The following is a 16,128-nucleotide window of genomic DNA, read 5'->3' as shown; positions in this document are numbered from 1 at the left end:
CCGTCAGAAGGACTGGCCGATGCTGACGTACAGCTGCCACATGCTGTCGCCGCTGCGGCGATCCAGCGGCACGCCCACGTCCAGGCGCAGGGGACCGAAAGAGGTGAAATAGCGCACGCCCAGGCCGGCGCCCCAGCGCATGCCCTGGCTCAGGTCCGGATAGGCGGATTCGAAGACGTTGCCGCCGTCGATGAAGGGCACCAGGCCGATGGTGTCGGTCAGGCGGATGCGCAGCTCGGCGCTGGTCTCGATCAGCGAGCGGCCGCCGGTGGGGTCGTTGTTGACGTCCAGCGGGCCGACCTTCTGATAGGCGTAGCCGCGAACCGAGCCGCCGCCGCCGGCGAAGAACCGCTTGTCGGCCGGCACCAGGGCCAGCGAGCCGCCGAAGACGGCGCCCAGGTTCACCCGCGCCGCGAAGACATAGGCTTTGTCATTATCCAGCGCCCAATAGCCGCTGCCGCCGGCCTTGCCGATGACGAAGGTGCCGCTGTCGCCGAAGGGGCTGAAATAGGGGATGAGGCCGGTGTTCCAGCGATAACCCTGCGTGGGGTTCAAAAGGTTGTCGGTATTGTCGAAGTTCAGCGTCACCGGCACGCCCACCAGGGTGTTGTCGGTGGTGGTCAGCACGCCGTTGCCCGTCAAGTCCTGCCGGATGGAGGACTGCTCCAGCGTCACGCCGGCGCTGGCCGTCAGATGGGGCGTCAGCGGGTGGGTGACGATGGCGCCCAGGGTGATGGCGTCGCGGGAATAAGCCTCGGGATGTTCGGAAACCGCCAGCGCCGACAGGTTCAGCGTGGTGTCGGTTTCCAGGAAGTCGGGCTTCTTCAGGGTGGTGCCCAGGCTGTAGTCCAACCCGTCGGAATCGCGGAACTTCTTGCGGGCGATGCCGCCGATGGACCCGGTGACGGTCAGCGCCTCCGCCCCGCCCAGGAAGTTGCGGTCGCCCCAGGTGGCGGTGGCGGCCGCCCCGTCGGTGGTGCCGTAGGTTAGGCCGGTGTTGACGAAGTGGCGATCCCGTTCCTCCATCTGGCCCAGCATGGGAACCTCGCGCGACCCGTCCGGCTGCACCGTGCCCGGCACGTCGTCCAGAACCACCCGCACCTGGGAGAAGACGCCCAGGTCCGTCAGCTTGTTGCGGGCGGTATCGACCTTGGCCGGGTCGTACACGTCGCCCGGCTTCCACGGCAGGCGGCCATAGGCGACCTCGGGGTCCAGGCGGCCCAGCCCGGTGAAGGTGGTGGGGCCGAAGCGCACCAGCGGCCCCGGGTCCAGGGTGAAGGCCACGGCCATGGTGTGGGCCTGCACGTCCACCGCCAGGTCGCGCTGTCCCACCTTGGCGCGGGCGTAGCCGCGCGTCGCCATCAGGGGCGTCACGGCCGCCTCCGCGTCACGGATGGCCGGCCCCCGGGCGGGGTCGCCCGGCTTCAGGTGCAGCTTGCCCAGGTCCAGCGGGCCGCCGGGGGGCGGGGAGCCGTCGGTCTGGGTCAGGGTGATCTTGGAGATCGTGTAGCGCTGGCGCGGTGTCACCTCGATGACCACGGCCACCGGTTTGGCGTCGGCGTCCACCTTCACCATGACGCTGCCGTCGAAATAGCCTTCGGAACGCAATGCGGCCGCCAGCTTGTCGTAATCGTTGTCGATGCGCTTCTCCAGGCCCAGCAGCGACGACGGCGGATCGTTCTGCAGGGTGATGAGGGAAGAGGCGCTGCGCAGCACGTCCATCAGGCCGTCGTCGGCCTCAACCCCCGGGGCCGGGTGGAAATCCACGGTGTAGGTCGCCGGTGGTGGCTCCGCGTCCGGCTGGCCGGCAGGGGCGGCGTCGGGCGCCTGCTCCGCCTTGCGCGCCAGCACGGCGCCGGGCGTGTCCGCATCATTGGACGAGTCCGCGGGCGTGTCGGCGGTCTGGGCCGCGCCTTGAGGGCGTCCGTCCTTGGTCGCATCCTCAGCGGCCGCGTCGTCGGGCTTGGACGGCGGTGTGGCGGGCGACGGCGCCGGCTGGGCCGCGGGCGCATCTTGGGCGTATCCCTGCGCGGACCAGCACACCAGGGGCAGGGCCAAGCTCAGGGAGGGGAGCAGCGCCAAGGCGATCGGGCGGACCGGCGCTCGGTGCTGAAGGCGGGGGGCGGCGAAGGGCGACGCGGGCTCCAACGGCTGCGGGTGGTCGGGCGGGCTTTGGGGCCAGGCGGATGACGGGCCGGGGCGGGGCGCCCGGGCGGGGGTTTTGCCTCCTTGTTTTTCGACCCATCCGCTGGCGGGCAGCGTTAAGTCTTTGTGACGCACCGGGGCCGGCCCAGGTGCCCCGAGTGAGGAAAAAGGGCCGGCGGACATGAGCTTAACCAACAAGATCGTGGCAAATTTATAGTCTGCCTTGCGGTACCCGTAACCCCCTCTTGCGTCCAACCCCCTTCGGCAGGCCTTTCTCCCGACCCTGCCAATAGCTATATTCCGCCTCGTGAAACCCGGTCCCGGCGCCGATGCGTCAGGGGGCGGGCTTTTGTTTTTGGGCCATCGCCAGGCGCACGTCGCGTTTTTGGACCGGGCCCCAAGCTTCGCGGGATTAGCGTCCAATGGATATGCGTAACATCGCCATCATCGCGCACGTCGACCATGGCAAGACCACCTTGGTTGACGTGCTGCTGCGCCAGTCGGGCGCTTTCCGCGACAACCAGCAGGTCGCCGAGCGCGCCATGGACAGCAACGACCTGGAGCGTGAGCGCGGCATCACCATCCTGGCGAAGTGCACCAGCGTCCTGTGGGAAGGCACCCGCATCAACATCGTCGACACCCCCGGCCACGCCGACTTCGGCGGCGAGGTGGAGCGTATCCTGAGCATGGTCGACGGCGTCATCCTGCTGTGCGACGCCGCCGAGGGCCCGCTGCCGCAGACCAAGTTCGTGCTGGGCAAGTCGCTGAAGCTGGGCCTGAAGCCCATCGTCGTCATCAACAAGGTCGACCGTTCCGACGCCCGTCCGGACGAAGTGCACAGCGAGGTGTTCGACCTGTTCGCGGCGCTGGACGCCAGCGACGAGCAGCTGGACTTCCCGACCCTGTTCGCCTCGGGCCGCAACGGCTGGGCGGCGGAAAGCCTGGACGCCCCGCGTGAGGACATGCGCCCGCTGTTCGAGCTGGTGCTGCGCCACGTGCCGGCGCCCAAGGTGGACGTCGACGCTCCCTTCACCATGCTGGCCACCACGCTGGAAGCCAACCCCTACCTGGGCCGTCTGCTGACGGGCCGCATCCAGACCGGTGTCGCCCGCGCCAACATGGCCATCAAGGCCCTGACCGCTGACGGCAAGCTGATCGAGCAGGGCCGCATCTCCAAGCTGCTGGCTTTCCGCGGGCTGGAGCGCGTGGGCGTGGAAGAGGCGCAGGCGGGTGACATCGTCGCCATCGCCGGCCTGACCAAGACCACCGTGGCCGACACCATCTGCGAGCCGCTGGTGTCCGAGCCGCTGGCCGCCCAGCCCATCGACCCGCCGACCCTGGCCATGACCTTCAGCGTCAACGACAGCCCGCTGGCCGGCCGCGAAGGCGACAAGGTCACCAGCCGCATGATCCGCGACCGCCTGATGCGCGAGGCCGAGGGCAACGTCGCCCTGCGGGTGCGCGAGACCGAGAACGCCGACGCGTTCGAGGTGGCCGGCCGTGGCGAATTGCAGCTGGGCATCCTGATCGAGAACATGCGCCGCGAAGGCTATGAGCTGTCGATCTCCCGTCCCCGCGTGCTGCTGAAGACGGACGAGAACGGCCAGCGCATGGAGCCGATCGAGGAAGTGGTGGTCGATGTGGACGAGGAATTCTCGGGCGTCGTCGTCCAGAAAATCTCCGAGCGGAAGGGCGACATGCTGGAGATGCGTCCGTCCGGCGCCGGCAAGGTCCGCCTGGTGTTCCACGTGCCGTCGCGCGGCCTGATCGGTTACCAGAGCGAGTTCCTGACCGACACCCGCGGCACCGGCCTGATGAACCGCCTGTACCACGGTTACGCCCCGTACAAGGGCCCCATCCAGGGCCGGCGCAACGGCGTGCTGATCTCCAACGGCGAGGGTGAGGCCGTGGCCTACGCCCTGTGGAACCTGGAAGATCGCGGTCCCATGATGATCGAGCCGGGCGCCAAGGTGTACCAGGGCATGATCATCGGCGAGCACAGCCGTGGCAACGACCTGGAAGTGAACGTCCTGAAGGGCAAGCAGCTGACCAACATCCGCGCCGCCGGCAAGGACGAGGCCGTGCGCCTGACCACGCCGATGGACATGTCCCTGGAAAAGGCCCTGGCCTACATCGAGGACGAGGAACTGGTTGAAGTGACGCCGAAGTCCATCCGCCTGCGCAAGCGCCTGCTGGACCCGACCGACCGCAAGCGCGCCCAGAAGCAGGCCGAAGCCGGCTGATCGCTGGCCCTTCCGGTTTGATCAGTTCGAAGCCCCGTCCACCCACCGGTGGGCGGGGTTTTCGTTTAAGGACGCGCCGCGCACGAACGTCCAATACCGGTGTGCCGGTGGGGCGGCATGGTGCCGCCCACATCAAACCGGAGACCGTCATGCCGCCCACCCCCATCCGCTTCGCCGACAAGTTCGCCCTGTTCACCGAGCAGTGGCAGCCCAAGGTGGTGGCGGAAATGAACGACTATCAGTTCAAGCTTTCGCGCCTCGAGGGCGACTTCCTCTGGCACGCCCATGCCGACACGGATGAGACCTTCATCGTGCTGGAGGGAACGCTCCGCCTGGACTTCCGCGACGGCGCCATCACCCTGGGTCCTGGTGAGATGGCCGTGGTGCCCAAGGGCGTGGAGCACAAGCCCTCGGCCGAGGCGGAGGTGAAGCTGCTGCTGATCGAACCGCGCGGCGTGGTCAACACGGGCGACGCCGGCACGGGTGAGCGCACGGCGCTGAACGACGTGTGGATTTAAGCGACCACCCTGCGAATATCTGCTGTCTCCAGCACCGCCTGGGGTGCTCCTCTCTCGGCGGCGTTCAGCATGGCCTGGCCGATCTCCACCGTGGTCAGCACCTGGTTGGGGAACAGGCGGCGGGCCAGGGGCAGCAGCGGCGCCGTCAGTGTGTAGAACAGGCGGTAGGCCCGCGTCTTGGACCGGGCGCCGTGCAGGGGCGAGATCAGGCCGGGGCGGAACAGGTACACCGCCTTGAAGGGCAGGCGCCGCAAATCGTTTTCCGTCCGGCCCTTGACCCTTGCCCACATGGTGCGCCCCCGCTCCGTCCCGTCCGTGCCGGATCCGGAGACGTAGATGAAGGTCATGCCCGGGTTCAGGCGGGCCAGGGTGCGCGCCACCTCCAGCGTCAGGCCGTGGGTGATGCGGGTATAGGCGTCCTCGGTCATGCCGGATGAGGAGACGCCCAAGCAGAAGAAGCAGGCGTCATAGCCGGCCAGCAGCCCGTCCAGCGTTTCCCACCGGTCCATGGCCGGGTGGGTCAGTTCCGACAGCCTGGGGTGGGTCACGCCGGTCGCGGTGCGGCCCACGGCCAGGACCTGGGTGACCCGGGGGTCGTGCAGGCATTCCCGCATGACCCCCTGGCCCACCATGCCGGTCGCCCCGAACAGGATGACCTTCATGGGGCTGTCCTCACGACTGACGGGCGGCGGGCGGGGTGAGAACCGCCTGGGGCGCCGTCTCCGGCAGGGCGGGGACGGGGCCGTCATAGGCCACGTCGGTGGAGCGGCTGACCGCTTCCCACGCCGCCAGCTGGGCCGCGCGCTGGCCATCGGCCAAGCCAAAGTAATGCAGGGCGTCGCTGCCCAGCAGCAGGTGCGGGGGCAGGGTGGGGTGGTCGGCCAGGCGCAGGATCAGCTGGGCGATCTTGGCCGGGTCGCCGGCCTCATTGCCGATATAGGGCTTGAACATCTCCACCAGCGCGCCCACCGAGGTCTGGTAGTCCGGCATGATGGCCGGCGTGTCGCGCAGCGAGCGGGTGCCCCAGCCGGTGCGCATGCCGCCGGGCTCCAGGGCGCAGATCTGGATGCCCAGTGGGTTGATCTCCCCCGCCAGAACTTCCGTCAGGCCACCCACGGCCCATTTGGCCGCCTGGTAGGCGCTGAGCCCCGGCCGGCCCAGCCGCCCGCCGACGGATGACACCTGCAGGATGTGGCCGGCGCGCTGGGCCCGCATCACCGGCAGGGCGGCATGGGTGACGTTGACCACGCCCATCAGGTTGGTGTCGATCTGGGCGCGGAAGACCTCCAGGTCCATCTGTTCGAACGGGGCGACGTCGGCATAGCCGGCGTTGTTCACCACCACGTCCAGGCGGCCGAAGGCCTCCACCGTCAGGGCCACGGCAGCGCGGGCGGCGGCCGCGTCGGTCACGTCCAGCGCCAGGGGGCGCACCTGGTCGCCATACCGAGCGTGCAGGTCGGCCAGCCGCTCCGGCTGGCGGGCGGTGGCCACCAGGCGGTGACCGGCGGCCAGCACGGCCTCGGCGATATCGCGGCCCAGGCCGGCGGCGCTGCCGGTAACCAACCAAACTTTTGAAACGTTGCTCATGATGAAGACTCCATAGGTGGAAGAAAAATTGAGCGATCAATCACTCATTTATCAGGCGGGGAACAGGCATGAGCCCGGTGGATACGCCTCGGCCTTTAGCGGCTGAGGGCGTTCCAGAGGGCGTCGAAACCGGCGGCGCGGTAACGCTCGGCGCTGTCGGGCTGACGCAGGATGAAATCCATGGTGGTTTCCGCCAGCGAGGTCAGGATGGCGGCCACGAAATCAGGGGGCTGGTCCCGCATCAGGCCTTGGGCCACGCCCTCCCGCACCACGCCGTCGATGCGGGCGAAACCCTCGCTGCCCAGCGCCCGGGTCTCGGGCGTCAGGCGGTCCGACACCATCAACTGGGCCATGGCGCGGCGTTTGGCCGGGCCCCGCACGCCCCAGTCGACATAGCGGTCCCAGATGTGGCGCACCCGGTCGCGCAGCGGGCCGTCGGCGGGATAGGCGGCCATCATGGCGTCGCGCAATTCCGCCTTCAGCGCCAGGTACAACTGGTTCAGCAGCAAATCCTTGGTGGCGAAGTAGGTGAACAGGGTGCCCTCCGCCACCCCGGCCAGGCTGGCGATGCGGGCGGTGGGGGCGCCCAGGCCCTGGTCGGCGATGACCTGGACAGCCGCCGCCAGGATGGCGTCGCGCTTCTCTTCGCTTTTGGGCCGGGCCATGGGAACCACCAAGGGGAATAAAGAGTGAGTGAGCACTCAATATAGCGACCTTGTTTCGAACGCCAAGTGCGCGACGTCACAGGAGAGACGCGTGCGGTGTTTGATCCGAATCAGGGCGGCGCCCGCAGGCGCAAGTTAAGTTTCGACGTAAGGGCGCAACCGCACGCAAGGGTGTTTCGCGCTTTGGTGGTGCGGCGGCTGGTGAGCATGCTTGCGCCCGGATTGGTAAATGGCCGAGACTAGGGGCGGGGGATGACGAAAGGCCGCCCCCACCGGAATTTCCACCGCCTTTCCCGCCGGCCCCGTTAACCTTGACAGGGGCGCCGGTGGGGCGGGCCGCCCTATGATAGACGGGGCATGAAATCGTTCGGGAAGAGAGGAACATCATGGTCGAAGTGGTCATCGCCGGCGCCGCGCGCACGCCCATCGGCAGCTTCAACGGTGCGCTCAGCAGCCTGTCGGCTGTCGCTCTTGGCACCGTGGCCGTCACCGAGGCCCTGCGCCGCGCCCATGTCGACGCCGCCGAGGTGTCCGAGGTCGTGCTGGGCCATGTGCTGAAGGCCGCCACCGGCCAGAACAGCGCCCGCCAGGTGTCCGTCGCCGCCGGCGTGCCGGTGGAGCGCACCGCCTACACCCTGGACCAGGTCTGCGGGTCCGGCCTGCGCGCCGTGGCCCAGGGCTTCCAGGCCATCCGCCTGGGCGAGGCCGAGGTGGTGGTGGCCGGCGGCATGGAAAGCATGAGCCAGGCCCCCCACGCCATCCACCTGCGCAACGGCACCAAGATGGGTGACGCCAGCATGGTGGACACCATGATCAAGGACGGCCTGTGGGACGCCTTCAACAATTACCATATGGGCACGACGGCCGAGAACGTGGCCAAGAAGTGGGAAATCTCCCGCGAGGCCCAGGACGCCTTCGCCGCCGGCAGCCAGCAGAAGGCCGAGGCCGCGCAGAAGGCCGGCCGCTTCAAGGATGAGATCGTCCCCGTCACCGTGCCCGGCCGCAAGGGCGACGTGGTGGTCGAGGCCGACGAATACCCCAAGGCCGGCACCACCGCCGAGACGCTGGCCAAGCTGCGCCCGGCCTTCGCCAAGGACGGCACCGTCACCGCCGGCAACGCCTCGGGCATCAACGACGGCGCCGCGGCGCTGGTGCTGATGACGGCCGAGAACGCCGCCAAGCGCGGGGTGAAGCCGCTGGCCCGCATCGTTTCCTGGGCCACCGCCGGCGTCGACCCATCCATCATGGGCACGGGCCCCATCCCGGCCAGCAAGCTGGCGCTGCAGCGCGCCGGCTGGACCGTTGCCGACCTGGACCTGGTTGAGGCCAACGAGGCCTTCGCCGCGCAGGCCTGTGCCGTGAACAAGGACATGGGCTGGCCCGACGACAAGGTGAACGTCAACGGCGGCGCGATCGCCCTGGGTCACCCCATCGGTGCCTCCGGCGCCCGCGTGCTGGTGACCCTGCTGCATGAGATGCAGAAGCGTGACGCCAAGAAGGGGCTGGTCACGCTGTGCATCGGCGGCGGCATGGGCATCGCCATGTGCGTGGCCCGCGACTGAGTGTTCCCCGGTTGCGAAACCGGGGGCGCCGCCGGCGGATTGATCTTTCCGGCTGCGAAACTAACTAGGTGCCCGTTGGGTGCGGCGCGTTGGTGGTAACACCTCGTGCCGGACCCTCCGGGATCGGGGGCCGGGATGTCGGGCGTATGCCGACCCTCCTTCAAGCGTGATGCTCCATGGTCTTTCTGACTCGGGAAAAAGGGGAGGTTTAGATGACAGCGCGTGTTGCATTGGTGACGGGTGGTACCCGCGGCATCGGTGAAGCCATCTCGGTGGCGCTGAGGGACGCCGGCTACAAGGTTGCGGCCAACTACGGCGGCAACGAGCAGAAGGCGCGCGAGTTCACGGAGCGGACGGGGATCCCCGCCTATCGCTTCGACGTGGCCAGCTTCGAGGATGTGCGGCACGGCATGACCAAGATCGAGCATGACCTGGGCCCGATCGAGATCATCGTCAACAACGCCGGCATCACCCGCGACGGCGTGCTGCACCGCATGGATTTCGAGCAGTGGAACGAGGTCATCCAGACCAACCTCGCCTCCTGCTTCAACACCTGCCGCGTGGCCATCGACGGCATGCGGGCGCGCGGCTTCGGCCGCATCGTCAACATCGGCTCGATCAACGGCCAGGCCGGCCAGTACGGCCAGGTGAACTACGCCGCCGCCAAGTCCGGCATCCATGGCTTCACCAAGGCCATGGCGCAGGAAGGGGCGGGCAAGGGCGTGACGGTCAACGCCATCGCCCCGGGCTACATCGACACCGACATGGTGCGCGCCGTCCCGCCCAACGTGTTGGAGAAGATCGTCGCCAAGATCCCCGTCGGCCGCCTGGGCAAGGCGGAGGAGATCGCCCGCGGCGTGCTGTTCCTGGTGGCGGACGACGCCGGCTTCATCACCGGCTCCACGCTGTCCATCAACGGCGGTCAGCATATGTATTGAGAGTTCCCTCAGGCGCCGGGCGGCGGCATCCGCCGCCTTGGCTTGTCCTCGCGTTTCAGTCCGCTACGCTTCCCAAAACGCTCCGGCGGCCGCGGTCGCGACCTGGGAAATTTGGGGAAGAGGACGTGCCGCGAGGCATTAGCCTGGGGTGCATGCCTTGAGGTATGACAGGGGCGGGTCCGGTGACGGGCCCGCCCTTTGTCTTGGATGCCCCATGTCCGACCAGCCGTCCGCCTCACCGCATCTTTACCCTGACCAGCCCCGCGTGGGCGTCGGCGTGCTGGTATGGAAGGGGGACCAGCTGCTGCTGATCCGGCGGGCCAAGGCGCCCCTGGCCGGGGAATGGTGCCTGCCGGGCGGCAGCCAGGAATTGGGCGAAACCCTGTTCCAGACGGCGGCACGCGAGGTGCGGGAGGAAACCGCCGTTGCCTGCCGGCCCTACACCGTGCTGACGGCGGTGGACGGCATCACCCGCGACCCGCGTCCCCAGGGTGCCGGGCCGGAGGTGGAGCCCCGCGTGCGCTTCCACTTCACCATCGTGGAAATCATGGCGGAGTATGCGGGCGGTGAGCCCCAGGCGGGCGATGACGCGGCGGCGGCGCTGTGGGCCAATCGTGAGGCCTGCGAGCGGCTGGTGACCTGGCCCTCGATCAAGGCGGTGGTGGATCTGGGCTGGGCGGCGCGGGCGGCTGCGGGGCGGGGGGAATAGGCATGGTCGGCACAGTGGGGAACGACGCGACGGCAGTGGGCGGCATGACCGCCCGGCGGGCCACCCTCATCGGTGCCAGCGCCATCCTGCTGTGGTCCACCCTGGCGCTGCTGACCACGCTGACCGGCCCCATCCCGCCGTTCCAGATCGAGGCGGTGGCCTTCGCCGTGGCGGGCCTGGTCGGCATCGTCTGGATGGCGGCGCGCGGCCGGTCACCCTGGGCGGCATTGCGCCAGCCCCCCGTCGCCTGGCTGCTGGGGGTAGGGGGGCTGTTCGGCTATCACTTCCTGTACTTCCTGGCGCTGAAGTCGGCGCCGGCGGCGGAGGCCAACCTCATCAACTATCTGTGGCCCCTGCTGATCGTGCTGTTCGCCGGGCTGCTGCCGGGGGAGCGCCTGGGCCGCCGCCAGGTGCTGGGCGCCCTGGTCGGGCTGGCGGGCACCGGTCTGCTCGTCACCGGCGGCCGGGGTATCGCCATCGACCCCGCCTATCTGCCGGGCTTCCTGGCCGCTGCCGGGGCCGCCGTCACCTGGGGCGCCTATTCCGCCCTGTCGCGCCTGCTGGGCGCCGTGCCCACCGACGCCGTGGCCTTCTTCTGCCTGGCTACGGCGGCGCTGTCGGCCCTCTGCCATTGGGGATTGGAGGCGACGGTGGCGCCCGACGCCGGGCAGTGGACCTTGCTGACGCTGATGGGCTTGGGGCCCGTGGGGGCGGCCTTCTTCGTCTGGGACATCGGCATGAAGAAGGGCGACATCCACACCCTGGGCGCGCTCAGTTACGCCACGCCGCTCCTGTCCACCCTGCTGTTGATCCTGGCCGGCCGGGCCCAGCCCAGCGGCGTGGTCGCCGCCTCCTGCCTGCTCATCATCGCCGGTGCTGTCGTCGCCAGCTGGAAGCCCCGCCGGCGCTGAAACTTTTCGCACATATAGCGCTTGCACACGGGACCCGCATCCGCTACGTTCCGCGCCGCTTCGCCAGCCGGCCCCTTTCCCGTTCGACAGCAAAACGGGGGCCGGACACGGGAATGGATACGGAGAGGTGCCGGAGCGGTCGAACGGGGCGGTCTCGAAAACCGTTGTACCAGCGATGGTACCGTGGGTTCGAATCCCACCCTCTCCGCCATTCACTGAAGCGTTTCAATATCTTAAATGACGCTGTGCGCCCGGGCCGGGGATTTTGTCCTCTCGGCGTTGCCGGGAAGTCCGCCGGGCCGGTTCATTTCCGGCACTCGACGCACAGGCTTTCCATGATGCGCACCGGCTGCTGCGGCTCGACCTCGAAGATGTTCTCCACGTACTCGCTGCTGGCGTAGAGCGTTCTCTTGACGTGGGTGAAGCCTACGTGCTCCAGCACCCATTTCAGGGTGTCGAAGTCATAGCCGCACCTGTGGTCGTGATTGTGCAGCATGCCCATGAAGATGGCGGCATTGGTCACGTATAGAGCGGGGTCGAGCGCCTCCTTCACGTATTCCTCAAGGAAGAAGCGATCGTTGTTGATGTAGGCCTTGGCCCATTTCTCCAGGTCGGGGACCAGGATGCGCATCTTTCCGCCGTCGGCCAGCTTCGCATGGCATTCCTTAAGAAAGGTGATGCCGTCGGTGTAGCTGATGTGTTCCAGGAAATGGCTGTGGTAGATCAGATCCAGTGAACCATCGAGGGCGGGTATTCCCTCCCTCAGGTCATGGTTCATCATGAATGTCCCTTCAATGTTGTTGAGATCTTTGTACACGCCGCCATTTTGTAAATTTGGCCAATATCCTATGTTAAGGAATCCCCGATACAACATGGTGCCGCAGCCGAGATTATATTTCTTGAATGTATTCGACAGCGTCATCCATTGCGGATCCATTATATGATTTCCCTCCGTTGGGCTTGCGACGCGGAAAAACAGGAAGAAGAAATGAGTTTAGCGGCGGTCAAATGGGGCATCAGTGCGGCTATTTTTTAAAATCTATAGAGAGACTCATGGTTTAGCAACCGGCTGGGAGATGGCCCGCCCCCGAGGGGACGGGCCATCCAGGCGGGGGGTATCAGCAGGGGAGCGATCAACCGCTCGGCATCACGTCAGCAGCAGCAAGGCCCCGGTCGTGCGGCCGGCCTCCAGCGCGGCGTGGGCCTGTGCCGCCTCGGCCAGCGGATAGCTGCCGCCGATGTCGGCGGTCAGGCCCCGTGCCAGCTGAGCCATCACTTCGGTGGCGGCCGCGTGGTAGATGCCGATGTCGGCCAGGCGGGCCAGGATGCTGGGCCGGGTGAAGGTGACGCCACGGTCGCGGGCCAAACCTTCCGCCGCCTCCACCGCGACCGGGCCGCCGGCTCGGCCGATGCTGGCCACCGTGCCGCCCGACCGTGTGGCGGCGATGAACCTCGGCAGCGCGTCGCCGCCCACGCCGTCGATGGCGTAATCCACGCCCCGGCCGCCGGTCAGCGACGCGACCTCGGCCGCCACATCGGCGTCGCGGCCGATGATGACGGCATCGGCGCCGTGGTGGCGGGCCAGGGCCGCCTTCTCCGCCGTGCTGGCGGTGCCGATGACCCGGGCGCCCAGCTGCCGGGCCCAGCGCGTGACCATGATGCCCAGACCGCCGGCAGCGGCGGAGACCAGCAGCACGGTATGAGGCCCCACCGCATGGGTCGCGGCCAGCAGCATCTGCGTCGTCAATCCGCGCAGCAGCGATGCGGCGGCATCCCGACTGGACACGGCGTCGGGCAGGGGCAGGGCGCGGTCGGCCGGCAGCAGGCGGGTGCTGGCATAGCCGCCGGCGGTCCCGGCATAGGCCACGCGCTGGCCCACCGTCAGGCCGGTGACCCCTGCGCCCAGCGCCTCGATCACGCCCACGCCCTCCACCCCCGGCACGCCGCCGGGCAGGGGGTACAGGCCCCGGCGGTGATAGGTGTCGACGAAGTTGACGCCGATGGCCTGGTGGCGCAGGCGCACCTCGCCCGCCCCCGGTGCCTGGGGATCGCGCGGCGTTACGCGCAACTGGTCGACGCCGCCCGGGGCGGCCACGGTGATTACGATGTCCGTGGGATTGGTGCCAGAGGGATGCGTGCTGGGGGAATGCATGTCCAGATCGTGCTGGTCTAGAGAATGCGTATGGGGGCGGTTCATGTCTGGCCTCCTTCAAAGCCGGTTTGACGATGACCGAGATTGTCGCGCCTCGTTTTTGGTGAGAAAATTCCCGAAGTTTTACCAATATATGTGCAGAAATTAACGGAAGGCGGCGCCGTGGACCGGGCCATGGACTGGGAGGATCTGCGCCATTTCGCGGCCTTGGCCACGGGCGGCAGCCTGTCGGCGGCGGCCCGCGCGCTGGGGGTGGAGCATGCCACCGTGGCCCGGCGGGTGGCGGCCTTGGAACAGGCGCTGGGTCTCAAGCTGGTTGACCGGCGCGGCCGCCGCCTGGCCCTCACGGCGGAGGGGGAGCGCATCGCGGCGCTGGCGGAGAGGATGGCCGGCGACGCCCAGGCGATGCGCCGCCTGGCCGACGGCGCCCGGTCCGACATCGCCGGCACCGTCACCATCAGCGCCCCGCCGGCCCTGGCCGTTCTGGTGCTGGCGCCCGTGCTGGCCACCTTGCGCCGGCGCCACCCGGCCCTGACGCTGACCCTGCTGGGGGAGGTGCGCAGCGCCTCGCTGGAGCGGCGGGAGGCCGATATCGCCGTGCGCATGAGCCGCCCGACGGAGGGCGACCTCACGGCGCGGAAACTGGCGCCCTTGCCCTTCCACCTTTACGCCACGCCCGCCTACCTGGCGGCCACAGCGCCCCCCGATTGGGTCTTCATCGGCAGCGCCGCCCCCTTGGACCGGTCCCCGCAGCAGCAGGTGCTGGAAGGGTTGGCGGCCGGCCGGCCCACCGTCTTCCACGGCAACACGGTGGAGATTCAGCAGGCGGCGGCCGCCAGCGGCATGGGCGTGGCGCTGCTGCCCGACTTCATGGCGGCGGACGACCCTCGCCTGGCCGCCGTGCCCGGTCCGCCCGTCCTGTCGCGCGACATGTGGCTGGTGGTGCACAGCGACATGACGGCATCCGCCCCCATCCGGGCGACGCTGCGCTGCCTCCGGGAGGAGATCGCGGGAAGGGTGGCGCGACACGCGTGACCCTCCCGCCGCCATTGCCTATTCGAAGGCCTTGATGAAGTCGTCCGGCTTCCAGTCGGCGATGACCTTGAAACTGACCACGTTCAGATAGGCGCTCGGATGCTTGGAGCCGGCGAGGACCTCGTCCCACACGGCGCGTGCCTCCTCCGGCAGGCGACCGAAGAGATAGGCGGCGGCATAAACGCGCACGCCGTCATCCTCGTCCTTCAACAGTGGCACCAAGGCCATGCGTCCCTCAGGGACACCCGTGTCCAGAGCCTGGACGGCGTTGCCCATCTTCGGCAGGCAGGCCTTCATCGTCCGGCGATTGCCCATGATATCGGCATGGAAGTACCGTTTGACCTGGGTGCGAAATTCCTCGATCAGCGTGGCGGCGCTGGCGTCTTTTCCATGAGTGGTCATGGCGTGGCTCCTACTTCACCAGGCCGAGGGAGCGCATGACCTCCAGGCCCTTGCGCATCCGTTCCTCGAACGGGGCCGTCTTCAGGTATTCGCGTAGGCTGATGGGCGCGCCCTTATAAGCGGGGCGATTGAAGGCGGCCGTGACTTCCTCATGCAGCAGCCTGGGCACTAGGACGATGTTCCGCGTCGAGTTCACCAGTTCGGCCGGAATGCCGTCGCCAATGGCCGACTGCTCCACGATGTGGTGATAGTCGTAGCCGGGGCCGGCGGAGCCGTACCTCTTCCCCAACGCGTCGATCCCGTCCTCAGGGACCTCGGTCTTCTTGAAGGCGTCGTAGGAGGAGAAGGAAATCTCCTCGCTGGTGACCATCAGTTCCTCCGCGGTGCGCACGCCCGCGTCCGCGAACGCATGAACGGCGGCCACTTCAGCCGCCAGGGACTTCAACCGTCCCCCAAGTTCGGCCAAGTCCACCAAGAGCGCCGCATCACCCAGCACATCAAGCACTGGGACGGCGTTCGAGGCCAGTTCCAGCGCGATACGGCCCAGGCGGCGCCGGGTGAGAAGTTCAATGGCGGTTTGCCGGAATGCCCGCCGCACGGCGCGCTGGGCGGTGGTTTTAACCGCTTCCCGCAAGGCGGCCGTATCCTCCGTTTTGGGTTCGGGGGCGTCGGTTTCCGCCTGGTCCGCTTCGCTGAGTCCGCCATCCTTGGGCCGGAATTGGCCGCCCTTGCCCTCGGGGGATCCTTTCGGCCAGCCGGGATGATCAGGGTCGTCTGGGCTGGCCTTGGCCACGCGGGTGGTGGGTGGCAGGTCAAGGTACTGCGCACCGATGACGGCGCGCGCCAGACGGCCCTCGTTCAGCGCCTGGGCCACGGGCGACAGGCGGGCGTGCAGCCGTCGCGCATCGATCGCCCGTCCGGAGGTCGCCGTGACCAGCGCGTCCAACTCGGCGGCGGGGCGCGGCACCCATCCGGCGCTGGTCTTCACCAGCAGGCGGATGGAATTCCAGAGGGGGCCCTGATCATCGCAAACGACACCGGGCTTCACCTGTGGCGGGGCAAGCCGGTGGCCATACGTGGCGTGGAACGCCCCGTTCATGCCGCTCTCCATCTCTGTATTGACGAAGCGAAATGAGAACATAGAGGGAACGATAAGTCAATTCGGATTCTCGCGCTTTAAGCGCAAAAGGGAACGTGGATACCCACCTGCGGATTCATGGCTATCTCCATCCAAAGTCCATCCTGCCTTCCGTCCGCACTC

General features: G+C 68.1%; 15 protein-coding genes and 1 tRNA gene. 8 read left to right on the top strand and 8 right to left on the bottom strand.

What is annotated here, in order from left to right:
- Positions 1-3: 3 nt before the first annotated feature.
- On the bottom strand, positions 4-2,082 hold the full coding sequence (locus P5F91_RS17935; protein ID WP_277907770.1) for an autotransporter assembly complex protein TamA: 2,079 nt from the start codon (positions 2,080-2,082) through the stop codon (positions 4-6).
- 485 nt (positions 2,083-2,567) lie between these two features.
- Here P5F91_RS17935 and typA point away from each other — a divergent pair, with 485 nt between their 5' ends.
- Both typA and P5F91_RS17925 read left to right on the top strand, forming a co-directional pair.
- The gene (gene typA, locus P5F91_RS17930; protein ID WP_088872138.1) at positions 2,568-4,388 is read left to right on the top strand and encodes a translational GTPase TypA; all 1,821 of its coding nucleotides are present in this window, start codon (positions 2,568-2,570) and stop codon (positions 4,386-4,388) included.
- A gap of 149 nt (positions 4,389-4,537) precedes the next feature.
- Positions 4,538-4,906, top strand: a complete 369-nt coding sequence (locus P5F91_RS17925) for a cupin domain-containing protein (protein ID WP_145611204.1) — start codon at positions 4,538-4,540, stop codon at positions 4,904-4,906.
- Here P5F91_RS17925 and P5F91_RS17920 read toward each other — a convergent pair.
- The 3 genes from P5F91_RS17920 to P5F91_RS17910 form a co-directional block, all read right to left on the bottom strand.
- Positions 4,903-5,568, bottom strand: a complete 666-nt coding sequence (locus tag P5F91_RS17920) for a Rossmann-fold NAD(P)-binding domain-containing protein (RefSeq protein WP_277907769.1) — start codon at positions 5,566-5,568, stop codon at positions 4,903-4,905. The genes P5F91_RS17925 and P5F91_RS17920 overlap by 4 nt on opposite strands.
- 10 nt (positions 5,569-5,578) lie before the next feature.
- Entirely contained in the window at positions 5,579-6,493 is a 915-nt protein-coding gene (locus P5F91_RS17915; protein ID WP_145611206.1) for an SDR family NAD(P)-dependent oxidoreductase, read from the bottom strand.
- Positions 6,494-6,588: 95 nt separating this feature from the next.
- Positions 6,589-7,158: a TetR/AcrR family transcriptional regulator gene (locus P5F91_RS17910; RefSeq protein WP_277907768.1), complete on the bottom strand. Its 570-nt coding sequence runs from the start codon at positions 7,156-7,158 to the stop codon at positions 6,589-6,591.
- 386 nt (positions 7,159-7,544) lie between these two features.
- Between P5F91_RS17910 and P5F91_RS17905 the strand changes: the two genes are divergently transcribed.
- The 5 genes from P5F91_RS17905 (at position 7,545) to P5F91_RS17885 (ending at position 11,489) form a co-directional block, all read left to right on the top strand.
- Complete coding sequence (locus P5F91_RS17905) at positions 7,545-8,720, top strand: acetyl-CoA C-acetyltransferase (protein WP_145611208.1); 1,176 nt, start codon at positions 7,545-7,547, stop codon at positions 8,718-8,720.
- Between the two features lie 212 nt (positions 8,721-8,932).
- Entirely contained in the window at positions 8,933-9,658 is a 726-nt protein-coding gene (gene phbB / locus P5F91_RS17900) for an acetoacetyl-CoA reductase (RefSeq protein ID WP_145611209.1), read from the top strand.
- A gap of 214 nt (positions 9,659-9,872) precedes the next feature.
- The gene (locus tag P5F91_RS17895) at positions 9,873-10,367 is read left to right on the top strand and encodes an NUDIX hydrolase (RefSeq protein ID WP_277907767.1); all 495 of its coding nucleotides are present in this window, start codon (positions 9,873-9,875) and stop codon (positions 10,365-10,367) included.
- A 2-nt stretch (positions 10,368-10,369) separates the two neighbouring features.
- Positions 10,370-11,278, top strand: a complete 909-nt coding sequence (yddG, locus tag P5F91_RS17890; RefSeq protein ID WP_277907766.1) for an aromatic amino acid exporter YddG — start codon at positions 10,370-10,372, stop codon at positions 11,276-11,278.
- Positions 11,279-11,399: 121 nt separating this feature from the next.
- Positions 11,400-11,489 (top strand) — tRNA-Ser (locus tag P5F91_RS17885).
- 93 nt (positions 11,490-11,582) lie between these two features.
- On the opposite strand, the gene P5F91_RS17880 is transcribed toward P5F91_RS17885, so the two are convergent.
- Positions 11,583-12,059 (bottom strand): class I SAM-dependent methyltransferase, encoded by a 477-nt coding sequence (locus tag P5F91_RS17880; protein WP_277907765.1) that lies wholly within the window; start codon positions 12,057-12,059, stop codon positions 11,583-11,585.
- Positions 12,060-12,425: 366 nt separating this feature from the next.
- Positions 12,426-13,475, bottom strand: a complete 1,050-nt coding sequence (locus tag P5F91_RS17875) for a zinc-binding dehydrogenase (RefSeq protein WP_277907764.1) — start codon at positions 13,473-13,475, stop codon at positions 12,426-12,428.
- Positions 13,476-13,592: 117 nt separating this feature from the next.
- On the opposite strand from P5F91_RS17875, the gene P5F91_RS17870 reads away from it, so the two are divergent.
- Positions 13,593-14,465 (top strand): LysR family transcriptional regulator, encoded by an 873-nt coding sequence (locus P5F91_RS17870; protein ID WP_277907763.1) that lies wholly within the window; start codon positions 13,593-13,595, stop codon positions 14,463-14,465.
- Between the two features lie 18 nt (positions 14,466-14,483).
- Here the strand turns inward: P5F91_RS17870 and P5F91_RS17865 are convergent, their stop codons facing one another.
- Both P5F91_RS17865 and P5F91_RS17860 read right to left on the bottom strand, forming a co-directional pair.
- Positions 14,484-14,867 carry a hypothetical protein gene (locus tag P5F91_RS17865; protein WP_277907762.1) on the bottom strand — a complete coding sequence of 128 codons (384 nt, stop codon included), beginning with the start codon at positions 14,865-14,867 and terminating at the stop codon, positions 14,484-14,486.
- 10 nt (positions 14,868-14,877) lie between these two features.
- Positions 14,878-15,966: a hypothetical protein gene (locus P5F91_RS17860; RefSeq protein ID WP_145611213.1), complete on the bottom strand. Its 1,089-nt coding sequence runs from the start codon at positions 15,964-15,966 to the stop codon at positions 14,878-14,880.
- Between the last annotated feature and the right edge of the window lie 162 nt (positions 15,967-16,128).

It is taken from the genome of Nitrospirillum amazonense (genome assembly GCF_029594735.1).
Classification (GTDB): domain Bacteria; phylum Pseudomonadota; class Alphaproteobacteria; order Azospirillales; family Azospirillaceae; genus Nitrospirillum; species Nitrospirillum amazonense.
Note: the sequence above shows the minus strand (reverse complement) of the source record. Positions and strands in the feature narration are given on the sequence as shown.

What these genes read in the sequence shown, in the direction of transcription:
- typA (WP_088872138.1), top strand. Translation starts at nt 2,568, where the DNA reads ATGGATATGCGTAACATCGCCATCATCGCGCACGTCGACCATGGCAAG.
- P5F91_RS17925 (WP_145611204.1), top strand. Translation starts at nt 4,538, where the DNA reads ATGCCGCCCACCCCCATCCGCTTCGCCGACAAGTTCGCCCTGTTCACC.
- P5F91_RS17920 (WP_277907769.1), bottom strand. Translation starts at nt 5,568, where the DNA reads ATGAAGGTCATCCTGTTCGGGGCGACCGGCATGGTGGGCCAGGGGGTC.
- P5F91_RS17915 (WP_145611206.1), bottom strand. Translation starts at nt 6,493, where the DNA reads ATGAGCAACGTTTCAAAAGTTTGGTTGGTTACCGGCAGCGCCGCCGGC.
- P5F91_RS17910 (WP_277907768.1), bottom strand. Translation starts at nt 7,158, where the DNA reads ATGGCCCGGCCCAAAAGCGAAGAGAAGCGCGACGCCATCCTGGCGGCG.
- P5F91_RS17905 (WP_145611208.1), top strand. Translation starts at nt 7,545, where the DNA reads ATGGTCGAAGTGGTCATCGCCGGCGCCGCGCGCACGCCCATCGGCAGC.
- phbB (WP_145611209.1), top strand. Translation starts at nt 8,933, where the DNA reads ATGACAGCGCGTGTTGCATTGGTGACGGGTGGTACCCGCGGCATCGGT.
- P5F91_RS17895 (WP_277907767.1), top strand. Translation starts at nt 9,873, where the DNA reads ATGTCCGACCAGCCGTCCGCCTCACCGCATCTTTACCCTGACCAGCCC.
- yddG (WP_277907766.1), top strand. Translation starts at nt 10,370, where the DNA reads ATGGTCGGCACAGTGGGGAACGACGCGACGGCAGTGGGCGGCATGACC.
- P5F91_RS17880 (WP_277907765.1), bottom strand. Translation starts at nt 12,059, where the DNA reads ATGATGAACCATGACCTGAGGGAGGGAATACCCGCCCTCGATGGTTCA.
- P5F91_RS17875 (WP_277907764.1), bottom strand. Translation starts at nt 13,475, where the DNA reads ATGAACCGCCCCCATACGCATTCTCTAGACCAGCACGATCTGGACATG.
- P5F91_RS17865 (WP_277907762.1), bottom strand. Translation starts at nt 14,867, where the DNA reads ATGACCACTCATGGAAAAGACGCCAGCGCCGCCACGCTGATCGAGGAA.
- P5F91_RS17860 (WP_145611213.1), bottom strand. Translation starts at nt 15,966, where the DNA reads ATGAACGGGGCGTTCCACGCCACGTATGGCCACCGGCTTGCCCCGCCA.